This is a genomic window from Pseudomonas sp. YuFO20 (assembly GCF_035064975.1).
GTDB lineage: Bacteria > Pseudomonadota > Gammaproteobacteria > Pseudomonadales > Pseudomonadaceae > Aquipseudomonas > Aquipseudomonas putida_AE.
Genome location: NZ_JAXDEO010000019.1, coordinates 100,288 through 110,574 on the forward strand (window position 1 = coordinate 100,288; position 10,287 = coordinate 110,574).

Genomic DNA, 10,287 nt, shown 5'->3' on the forward strand with positions numbered 1-10,287 from the left:
TCCTTGGCGGGGCTGGGCGAACGCAGCCTGTGATCAAAAGGCCAATTGCTCGGTGATCTGCACCGCCGCCTTCTCCAGCCTGAGCAGGAACGCCTTGCGCGGCTGGCCTCCAGCGTAGCCGGTCAGCGAGCCATCGGCGCCGATCACCCGATGGCAGGGTACGATGATCGAAAGGCGGTTGTGACCGTTGGCCAGGCCGACGGCGCGGCTGGCGCCGGGTTTGCCCAGGGTGGCGGCAATCGCGCCGTAGGTGGTGGTGTGGCCGTAGGGGATGTGGGCCAGCTCGGCCCAGACCTGGCGGGAGAACTCGCTGCCGGGCATGTGCAGGGGGACGCTGAATTCAGTACGCTCGCCGGCGAAATACTCGGTCAGTTGCTCTTCGACTTGCTGCAAATGCCCGTTGTGTCCCGGCGCCACGGCATAACCATGGCGACTTTGCAGGCTTTGCACTTCGCGGGTCAGCGAAGGCTGGTCGAGAAATTCCAGGAGCACCAGCCCACGGCGCTCGGCCATGGCGATCATCGGCCCCAGCGGCGTCGTCAACCGGGTGAACAGCAGCGGCTCACTGTTGGCGGCGCGTCCCGGGGTGATGTGGAAGGACTTTTGAAACGCATCGCGAAAGCCGCTCAGGGATTCGTAGCCTGAGTCGAACGCGGCGCTGTCGATCGAGTCCCCCTGTTTGATGCCGCCCAATGCCATGCCCAAGCGGCGGGTGCGCAGCCAGGCGTGGAAAGTCATGCCGAAATGCTGCTTGAACCAGCGCCGCAGTTTCAGCGGTTCGATGCCTTCGGCCTGCAATTGGGCGTCGGTCCAGCGAATGTCCGGATCAAGGTCTACCGATTTAAGCAGCTTCTGCACCCAGTCCGGCGCAATCGCGGCGGCGTCCATGGGTTTGCATCGCAGGCAGGCTCGGTAGCCCGCCGCCAGGCACTCGTCGGCGTGAGCGAAGAACTCGACGTTCTCCGGTTTCGGGCTGCGTGCGGTGCAACCGGGGCGGCAGAAGATCCCGGTGGTCTTGACCGCAGTAAAAAACACCCCTTCGTAGGTGGTGTCTCGTTCGAGCATGGCGCGGACCATCTCGGCGTGGGGCGGAAGCAGTGTGTGTGGTAGGTTCATGGGCGAAGCATAGAACGGGGCAGGGACAGTCTCCACCGGAAAATGAACAGAGAATTCCGGTTTTGCAATGACCTGTAGGAGCTGCCGAAGGCTGCGATCTTTTGATCTTGATCTTGAAAAAAAAGATCAAAAGATCGCAGCCTTCGGCAGCTCCTACAAGGGTAACCTTTTCAGTTTCAGGGCTCGCGATCCGCCAGTTCTTCCAGCAGATCCGCCGAGGGCGTGAAAAACAAGCCACCAGTGACAGCGGTGCTGAAATCCAGCAAGCGGTCGTAATTACCCGCAGGCTTGCCGACAAACATGTTCTCAAGCATCTGTTCCAGAGGATCGGGCGAGCGCGCATAGCCGATGAAATAGGTGCCGAATTCTCCCGCACCGGGCCGGCCAAACGGCATGTTGTCGCGCAGGATCTTCACTTCTTCCCCATCGTTGGTGATGGTCGTCAGGGCGCTGTGGGAATTGTACGGTTTGACCGAGTCGTCGAGTTCGATATCGGACAGTTTGGTGCGCCCGATAATGCCCTCCTGCGCCTCGACGGATAACGCGTTCCAGGCATTCATCTTGTGCAGGTACTTCTGCACCAGCACATAACTGCCGCCGCTGAACGACGGGTCTTCATCGCCGACAATCGTGAAGCCGACAGCCTTGCGCCCGACGGGGTTTTCGGTGCCATCGACAAAACCGATGATGCTGCGCATGTCGAAGTAGCGGAACCCCTGGACTTCATCGACGACCGCAACCGCACCGTCAAGCGCCGAGAGCAGTTGCGTCGCCAGTTCGAAGCACAAGTCCATATGTTCAGCGCGGATGTGCAGCAGGAGGTCGCCAGGGGTGGAAATGGCGCGACGTTCCTCCGGCCCGAATTCGCGGAAGCTGTGCAGCGCGGCGGGGCGCGGGTGGCCAAACAAGGTGTCCCACGCAGCCGAGCCAAAGCCACAGATGCACGACAGGTTACCGGCGGGAACGCGTTTGCCCACCGAGCGCGTGAGGGCTGCGACGTCTGCGCACCAGCCCCGCACTTTGCTCGCGGCTTCACTGCCGGGCACCAGGGTGGCGACGATGAAGATCGCGCTGCGGGTGATGGGGCTGCAGATGGCCTGAGCGTCCGGCGTAGATTGATCCATTGGCATGCGCCCCATGAGCGGTAGTTGATTCAGGCCCGACGCGCCATCAGCAACACTGAAGCCGCCGCCGACAACAAACCCGCGCAGCAGCGATTGAACAGCCGCTTGCCCGACGGCTTGGCAAACCAGCGGCGCATGTGCAGGCCCATGTAAGCGTAGGCGCCGATGGCGATCCATTCCAGGATCAGGAACAGTGCTCCCAGCAGGGCGAATTGTGGCGTGATCGCGCGGGTCGGATCGACAAATTGCGGCAGGAACGCGGTGAAGATCAGGATCGCCTTGGGGTTGCCGGCCGCCACCAGAAACTCCTGCCGGGCCAACGCCAGCATGCCCGCCGGCGGGGTGGTTACGGCGGTTTCTGCGCCGGGGTTGGCCCGCCACAATTGCCAGGCGAGATAAAACAGGTACGCCGCACCGAGAGTCTTGATCCCGTAGAACAGCAATTCCGAGGTTTGCAGCACCACCGCCAGACCGGCCGAGGCGAGGGCGATCATTGCGGCGAACGCCAGCAAGCGGCCGATGCCGGCCAGGCACGCGGTGCGGTAGCCATAGCGGGTCGAGTTGCTGACCGACAGCAGGTTGTTCGGGCCTGGCGCCATGTTCAGGGCGAAGCAGGCCGGGAGAAAGAGGGAGAGGGTGGCGAGGTCCATTATCGGCTCCAGTAGCGAGAGCGATATTTCTACCACAGGTGCCGTGCGGCTTGCCCCGTACAGTCGTGAACCGCAGGCACCGTACAATCAAGGGGGGCAGTAACTATTTGCCGCCAGGCGCTCCCGATTATTCCAAACGGGTCTAGCTACCTGACAGTTGTGACAGTTAAAAGCATTTCGGCGATGCGTTAAAAAGGAGTCATTACTCAATGGCCAAGTGACCGACATGACTTCGAATACTGCAACTGTAAAAACTTTTGCCGCGGTGACAATCCCGGCGCCGATCAAGACGCTTTTTGACGATATTGCATTTGCACACGTGGCGGCCGAGCATATCTCGGCAGCCACGAACACGCCGGTGACGATCGAAGACACGGTGACGCAGGACATGCTGGATAAAGTGACGGTGTTACGGGTGTTGAGCGGGCAGCCGAGAAGAATCACCAGCCTGCAAGGCATTGGACATCTGCGCAATTTGCAGGACCTGATGATAGAAAATCAATTGATCACTCGCCTTCCTGAAGAATTTGGGACGTTAGCAAAGTTGACGTCGGCGCATTTCGTCAACAACTCAATCAAATCAATTCCGGAGTGGATCGGCAATCTCAACAACCTGACCAGCCTGAATCTGAGTTCTCAGTCACCGCGGGGCATTCTCAGAGGCGGTATTCCGGAGTCGATCGGTAACCTGATCAAACTGGAACGCTTTGACGTGGGTAATAACAATAACCTCTGCGGAAAACTACCCGATTCCCTTTCCAGGCTGATCGCCCTCAAATTCATGTTGGTGCAAAGCAACGGGTTTGAAGACATGACCGTCTTGAATGTCATGCCTTCGACCACCAGCATCAATGCCCGCAATCAAGCCTTGGGCGTTTTTGAGCTGGGCAATGTGAGGCAAAACAGTTCGTTGCCCATCAGGCTGCAGAAAATATTTGAGCAGGCCCTGACGCCAGGTGACTACCTGTTTGAACCGGGCGGTGTTGAAATCATTGGCAGTCCAGGTGCGTATCTGGATCAAAACCTGCGCTATGTACATTTGCCGACCAACACCCTTGGCACCTCGGAGGCGACGCTGGCTTTTCATGGGCGGCTGACCAGTGTGGGTTATCGCTACACGGTGACTGCGTAACGGCCCACGCTTTTCCAGCCTGTTAAACAAGCGGGTTAAGCGGGGGAATTTGTTGCGAACCGATAATCTACTTCGCGAATTTCTTCGCACCCGCCACACAAAGAATCACCGCCACAGTGACCGCCAGCATGCCAATGCTGACCTTTTCATGCAGCAACGTCGTCGCCAGCGCCAAGCCAAAAAACGGCTGCAGCAGTTGCAGTTGCCCCACGGCCGCAATTCCGCCCTGCGCCAGCCCGCGATACCAGAACACAAACCCGATCAGCATGCTGAAAAGGGACACGTAGGCCAGGCTGACCCAGGCTGGTGTACTGATGCTGGCAAAGGTTGCGGGCAGCCGCCACAAGGTCAATGCGGCCATGACCGGCAGTGCCAGTACCAGCGCCCAGCAAATCACTTGCCAGCCTCCCAGTGTGCGGGACAACTTCGCGCCTTCGGCATAACCGAGCCCGCAGGCCAGGATCGCCAGCAGCATCAGGATGTCACCCTGGGGTGACGCCGTCAGGCCCTGGGCGACGGCGAATCCGACCACCAGCAGGCTGCCCAGCACCGAGAAACACCAGAACACCGGCCGTGGGCGCTCGCCACCGCGCAGGACACCGAACGCCGCGGTCGCCAGTGGCAGCAAGCCGACGAAGACGATGGAATGCGCGGAAGTAACGTATTGCAGCGCCAGCGCGGTCAACAGCGGAAACCCCACCACCACGCCGAGTGCCACGATCAACAAGGGCACCAGCTGACTGCGAGCGGGGCGTTTTTCCTTGAACAGCAACAGCAGGCACAGGGCCAGGATGGCTGCAAGGGTGGCGCGGGCCACCGTCAGGAACACCGGGTCGAATTCCAGCACCGCCACCCGCGTCGCAGGCAGCGAGCCACTGAAAATCACCACGCCGATCAGGCCATTGATCCATCCGCGGGCACTGCTTTCCAGCGCCGGGTTTTGCACGTTTGAAGTCCGTTCCATTTGGCTCACTCATTGTCGGGTTGCACGAAAGCCATCGTATGATTGACTATCGGTACAATCAAAAAATTGTCATGGATACATCTCGACATGCCTCGTTCCCGCTACAAAACACTGGTGGATGCATATGCCGCCGAGATCCGCGCCGGACGTTTGCCGCCCGGTACGCGTCTGCCGACTCACCGCCAGTTGGCTGCTGAGCACGGCTTGGCCCTGGTCACGGCCAGCCGGGTCTATGCCGAGCTCGAGAGCATGGGCCTGGTCAGCGGCGAAACCGGGCGCGGGACCTTTGTCCGGGAGACCTCATTGCCGCCGGGGCAGGGCATTTCCCAGTCGGTGGTGGCGGCAGGGATGATCGACCTCAACTTCAACTACCCGTCATTGCCCGGTCAGGCCGATCTGTTGCGTAACGCGTTGCGTCAACTCGCGCTGTCCGGTGACCTAGAGTCGCTCCTGCGCTATCAGCCCCACGCCGGGCGCCTGCATGAGCGGGCGGCATTCGCCCGTCATCTGCTCGAACGCGGCCTGAACGTACCGGCCGAACAGGTGCTGATCGTAAGTGGCGCCCAGCATGGCCTGACGGTGGCGATGATGACCCTGCTCAAGCCCGGCGATGTGATTGCCGCGGACGCCTTGACCTATCCGGGCTTCAAGACGCTGGCCGAAACCCTGCATCTTGAAGTCCTGCCCATTCCCGTCACGGACAAGGGGCCTGATTTGCCTGCCCTGGACAAACTGTGCCGGCTTCGCCCGGTGCGGGCCGTCTACTCGATGCCGACCTTGCACAATCCGTTGGGCTGGGTGCTGGACGCCGATCAGCGCGAGCATCTGGTGGCGATCGCACGGCGGCATGACCTGACGATCATCGAGGACGCGGCCTACGCTTTCCTCGCCGAAGACGTCCCGCCACCCCTGGCTGCAATGGCGCCGGAAAGAACGGTGTACGTCAGCGGTTTATCGAAGAATGTCGCCACCGGGTTGCGCGTCGGTTTTGTCGCCGCGCCGGCGCCATGGATTGCCGGATTTGAACGCACCATCATGGCGACCACCTGGAACACCCCCGGGGTGATGACGGCCATTGCCTCGGCCTGGCTCGACGACGGCACTGTCAGCAAACTCGAGGGGCAAAAGCGTGTGGACGCACAAGCCCGGCAAGCCTTGGCCCGTGAGGTGCTGGCGGGACTCAGGACCATCAGCCATCCGTCTTCGTATTTCATCTGGCTGCCCTTGGCCGAGGACGCCCGGGCCGACCAGATCGCCATGGCGTTGATGCGCGAGCAGGTGTCGGTGTCGCCCGCCGAACCCTTTGCGATTAGCCCCCATGTCCCCCACGCGATACGTCTGGCGCTGGGCTCGGTGGACATGGTCGCGCTGCGCCAGGCGTTGGTGAAGGTGAAGAAGGTGGTCGACTATTACTCATAGCACAGGGCAGTTTTCTTCAATACGCGCAGCACAGGGCTCCTTACATTGACGCCTGGTTCAACTGACTGAGCAGGTGTGCAAATGAGTTTGATCATGTCCATGGCGGCGTTTGCGTTGGCCGCTTCCATCACGCCGGGGCCGGTGAATATCGTGGCCCTGGGTTCGGGGGCGCGCTTCGGCTTTCGTGCCAGTCAGCGCCATGTGGCCGGGGCGACGCTGGGCTTCGTGTTGCTGCTGGTGCTGATGGGGTTGGGGTTGCATGAGCTGTTGCTGCTGTGGCCGGCAATGACTCAGGTGGTCCAGTGGGCCGGGGTGGCGTTCCTGTTGTACATGGCGTTCAAGCTGGCCGCCGACGACGGGCAACTGCAGGCAAAGGATTCGAACCGGGCGCCGTCGATGCTGTACGGCGCGGTCATGCAATGGCTCAACCCGAAAGCCTGGCTGGCCTGCGTGGCCGGCATGGGCGCGTTCGTCGCCGATGGCGAAGCCCGCCTGGTGTGGCAGTTCGCGGCGGTGTACCTGGTGATTTGCTACCTGTCGGTCGGTTGCTGGGCCTACGCCGGGACGTTTTTGCGCGGCTACCTGAACAATCCGGCGGGCATGCGCTTGTTCAATCGGGGCATGGCGTTGTTGTTGGCGGTGAGTGCGGTGTATCTGTTGGTGCCTTAATCAACCGCGATACTGCCCTGGCGTTGCCGCCAGATGCTGCTTGAACGCCCGTTGGAAATGCGCCTGATCGGCAAACCCTGCTTCCAGCGCCACGTCGGCGATCAGCTTGCCATTGCGCAGTTGATCCCGGGCGAACTGGATGCGGCGGTTGACCAGGAAGGCGTGGGGTGTCATGCCGTAATGCTGCTTGAAGGCGCGGATCAGGTAGGACGGCGACAATTGCGCCGCCTGGCAGATGTCTTCGAGCTTGAGCATCTGCGTGCAGTGCTCGCGGATGAAGTCGGCGGCGCGCTCCAGCTTGAAGTTGGGCTCGCGCAGCGGTTGTTCGGTCGGGTTCAGGTGTAGCTGCACCTCGGTGAAAAACTCCACCGCTGCGCTGTGTTTACACATCACGTCTTGCTGCTCGTCGACCAGCACCTGATACAAAGCCTGCAAACCCATGAAGAGGCCAGGGTCTGCGGTATGGGTGACCGCGAACCGGCGAAACGCCAGATCGTTGCTGAAGCCCAGCTGATGCTGCAAGTCGGTGAGCCATGGGCTGTCGACATACAGCATCAGGTACGACCAGGGCTGATCGTCGATCGGATTGCAGGCATGCACATCACCGGGGTTCATCAGCACCACGGTGCCGGCACAAACCTCGGAGTTCGATTGCTCATGGACATAGGTACTGCGCCCGGCGGTGATCGCACCGATGGAAAAGTGCTCGTGGGCATGCCGGGTGTAACAGACCTCACGCCCGTCGGCGATGGAGCGGGCTTCGATGAAGGGCAGGGCATCATCGCGCCAGAAGCGCGGGGCCTTGTCGGTGTCCCTGGGTGTTGCGGGCTTCATGGTCAATCCTAGGCAGATCAGCGCCACAGTGTATTAGTTCTCGCCGTTGAAGGCTCGTTGCAGCTCGGCGATATCGAGTTTTTTCATGTGCATCATCGCCAGCATGGCGCGTTGGGATTTTACCGTGTCGGGGTCCTTGATCATCTCCATCATCGCCACCGGGACGATCTGCCAGGACACGCCGAATTTGTCCTTGAGCCAGCCGCATTGCTGTGCCTCGACAGGCCCGCCGGCGGACAGGCGTCCCCAGAAGTGGTCGACTTCCTCCTGGGTCTGGCAGTTGACCTGGAACGAGATCGCTTCGTTGAAGATGAAGTTCGGGCCACCGTTTAGGCCGGTGAACGTCTGCCCGTCGAGTTCGAAACTGACCGTCATGACCGAGCCGACTTCCCGGCCATGGAATTCCTTTCCGGCCTCGCCGTAGTGAGTGATGGCGGTGATTTTCGAGTGATCGAAGATCGCACAGTAGAACTTCGCGGCCTCTTCGGCCTGACCATCGAACCACAGGCAGGGTGTGAGTTTTTGCATGTGTAGCATGGCGGGTCTCCTTGGCAGGTTTTTGCATGCTGGACTATCAGCGTAGCTAGCCTGCGGCGGTCTGGCCGAGCCGTAGATCGCCGGGTGTGTAAGGATTTTCTACAAAGTGGAGTCTTAATGACCAAGCCTTGTGTCATTAAGACTATTTTCAGCGCGAGTCGTTATGACACCTACGACCTCAGATACCTGATTTGTAAGGGCTAAATATCTGGCACGAGACTTGATGGATGAAACGTACAACTGAACTGCTTCAGGAGTACGGAAAATGTTCCATTTCTTCAGCAATGCTCAGAACGTCCTGCACCTTTCCAGCCGTGTACTTGGCGTCGGCCTGGCCATGTTGCTGGCAGGCATCTACGGCGCTTACCTGTATGCCGGCCATCTGTCGATCGTGGCGCTGGTGGCGTTGCACGCCATGACCATCATCGGACCGACCCTGCTGAAAATCGGCTACGTCATGCGCCTGCTGGCCCAGCACTGGTTGAGCAAACCTCAGCGCGTGGCGCTGGCCTGATGCGCAAACTGGCCGCTACTCCCGTCTTCAGTCTTGGATTTCGCCCGTTCTTTCTGGCAGGTGCCGCGTTCGCCGCACTGGCAGTGGCAATCTGGGCCCTGTGGTTGTACGGCCGCTTGCCCCGCGCGCAACCGGTTGGCGGCATGCTCGCCTGGCATCGGCACGAGATGCCTTTCGGATTCGCCGTGGCCATCATCGCCGGATTCCTGCTGACGGCGGTGCCGAACTGGACCGGTCGCCCGGGACTCAAGGGCTGGCCGTTGATCGGGCTGCTGCTGGTCTGGCTGGTTGCACGAATTGCCTGGTTGCTGCCGATTGCTCCCGCAGGGTTGCTGCTTGTGCAAATGCCCTTTTTGCCGTTGCTGGCCTGGGTGTTGGGGCGCGACCTGGTGGCCGCGGGCAAGCGCGACAACTATCCGATATTGCTGATGATCACTTTGCTGGCCGGCTGCCAGGCCATGACGTTGTGGGGGCTCTGGGCCGATGATACGGGTTTGCAGCGGCGGGGCGTACTGGCGGCCTTGTGGCTGGTCGGCGCGCTGATGAGCGTGATTGGCGGGCGGGTGATCCCGTTCTTCATTCAGCGCGGCTTGAATCGTCCAGCACCGCCTGCGGCCAATCCATTACCCACCAGGGTACTGCTGGTGAGCGGGTTGCTGGCCGCGCTGACATATGCCCTCGGTTTGAATGACCTGCCCAGACTTTGGCTGGCGGCGTTGTTTGTCTTGATCGGCAGTCTGCATCTGCTGCGCCTGTGGCGCTGGCATGACCGCGGTATCTGGCGCGTGCCCCTGCTGTGGTCGCTGTATCTGTCGTATGCCTGGCTGGTGGTGGCGGTGTTTGCCATGGCGCTGTGGCACGCCGGCCTGATGCCGCAACAGAGCCTGGCCACCCATGCGCTGGCGGTGGGTGGCATTGGCGGGTTGATTCTGGCGATGATCGCCCGGGTCAGCCTGGGGCACACCGGGCGGGCGCTGCGGCCTTCGAAAGCCATCGTTGCGGGGTTTGTCCTGGTGTTGATCGCAGGGGTGGTGCGGGTGTTGCTGGTGCCGTTATCCGGGTTGGGGTTGGGGGTTTCGGCGTTGTTTTGGTGTGTTGCGTTTGGGTTGTTTCTGGTGGGCTACACCTCAATTTTGCTAAGGCCCAAGGTGTAGGAGCCCGCGGCCCCATTGTCGGAACGCCGCCCGCAGCAAGCCGGCTCCTACAGAGGAACACGTACTACCCAACAACGAGGTCGAGCGTTAGCTCGCCTTGCTCTGGCTTTTGCTCTGGCTTTTGCTCTGGCTTTTGCTCTGGCTTTTGCTCTGGCTTTTGCTCTGGCTTTTGCT

General features: G+C 60.8%; 11 protein-coding genes. 5 read left to right on the forward strand and 6 right to left on the reverse strand.

Annotation, left to right across the window (positions count from 1 at the left end; genetic code table 11):
- Positions 1–33: 33 nt before the first annotated feature.
- The 3 genes from SOP85_RS12975 to SOP85_RS12985 form a co-directional block, all read right to left on the reverse strand.
- Positions 34–1,116 carry a bifunctional transcriptional activator/DNA repair enzyme AdaA gene (locus SOP85_RS12975; protein WP_323627151.1) on the reverse strand — a complete coding sequence of 361 codons (1,083 nt, stop codon included), beginning with the start codon at positions 1,114–1,116 and terminating at the stop codon, positions 34–36.
- 176 nt (positions 1,117–1,292) lie between these two features.
- Positions 1,293–2,240, reverse strand: a complete 948-nt coding sequence (locus SOP85_RS12980; RefSeq protein WP_442967906.1) for a Dyp-type peroxidase — start codon at positions 2,238–2,240, stop codon at positions 1,293–1,295.
- 29 nt (positions 2,241–2,269) lie between these two features.
- Complete coding sequence (locus tag SOP85_RS12985; protein WP_323627153.1) at positions 2,270–2,890, reverse strand: LysE family translocator; 621 nt, start codon at positions 2,888–2,890, stop codon at positions 2,270–2,272.
- Between the two features lie 226 nt (positions 2,891–3,116).
- On the opposite strand from SOP85_RS12985, the gene SOP85_RS12990 reads away from it, so the two are divergent.
- Positions 3,117–4,022, forward strand: a complete 906-nt coding sequence (locus tag SOP85_RS12990; RefSeq protein WP_323627154.1) for a leucine-rich repeat domain-containing protein — start codon at positions 3,117–3,119, stop codon at positions 4,020–4,022.
- Positions 4,023–4,089: 67 nt separating this feature from the next.
- Here the strand turns inward: SOP85_RS12990 and SOP85_RS12995 are convergent, their stop codons facing one another.
- A complete protein-coding gene (locus tag SOP85_RS12995) occupies positions 4,090–4,986 on the reverse strand; it encodes a DMT family transporter (protein ID WP_323627156.1) in 897 nt (298 codons plus the stop codon).
- An 87-nt stretch (positions 4,987–5,073) separates the two neighbouring features.
- Here SOP85_RS12995 and SOP85_RS13000 point away from each other — a divergent pair, with 87 nt between their 5' ends.
- Together SOP85_RS13000 and SOP85_RS13005 are read left to right on the forward strand one after the other, a co-directional pair.
- The gene (locus tag SOP85_RS13000; RefSeq protein WP_323627158.1) at positions 5,074–6,405 is read left to right on the forward strand and encodes an aminotransferase-like domain-containing protein; all 1,332 of its coding nucleotides are present in this window, start codon (positions 5,074–5,076) and stop codon (positions 6,403–6,405) included.
- An 81-nt stretch (positions 6,406–6,486) separates the two neighbouring features.
- Positions 6,487–7,074: a LysE family translocator gene (locus SOP85_RS13005; protein ID WP_274076352.1), complete on the forward strand. Its 588-nt coding sequence runs from the start codon at positions 6,487–6,489 to the stop codon at positions 7,072–7,074.
- Here the strand turns inward: SOP85_RS13005 and SOP85_RS13010 are convergent, their stop codons facing one another.
- Together SOP85_RS13010 and SOP85_RS13015 are read right to left on the reverse strand one after the other, a co-directional pair.
- On the reverse strand, positions 7,075–7,908 hold the full coding sequence (locus tag SOP85_RS13010) for an AraC family transcriptional regulator (protein WP_323605962.1): 834 nt from the start codon (positions 7,906–7,908) through the stop codon (positions 7,075–7,077).
- Between the two features lie 33 nt (positions 7,909–7,941).
- Entirely contained in the window at positions 7,942–8,445 is a 504-nt protein-coding gene (locus SOP85_RS13015; RefSeq protein WP_274076354.1) for a VOC family protein, read from the reverse strand.
- Positions 8,446–8,710: 265 nt separating this feature from the next.
- On the opposite strand from SOP85_RS13015, the gene SOP85_RS13020 reads away from it, so the two are divergent.
- Both SOP85_RS13020 and SOP85_RS13025 read left to right on the forward strand, forming a co-directional pair.
- Entirely contained in the window at positions 8,711–8,959 is a 249-nt protein-coding gene (locus SOP85_RS13020) for a transmembrane sensor/regulator PpyR (RefSeq protein WP_323627159.1), read from the forward strand.
- On the forward strand, positions 8,959–10,113 hold the full coding sequence (locus SOP85_RS13025; RefSeq protein ID WP_323627161.1) for an NnrS family protein: 1,155 nt from the start codon (positions 8,959–8,961) through the stop codon (positions 10,111–10,113). Before SOP85_RS13020 ends, SOP85_RS13025 begins: the two co-directional genes overlap by 1 nt.
- The last annotated feature ends 174 nt before the right edge of the window (positions 10,114–10,287 follow it).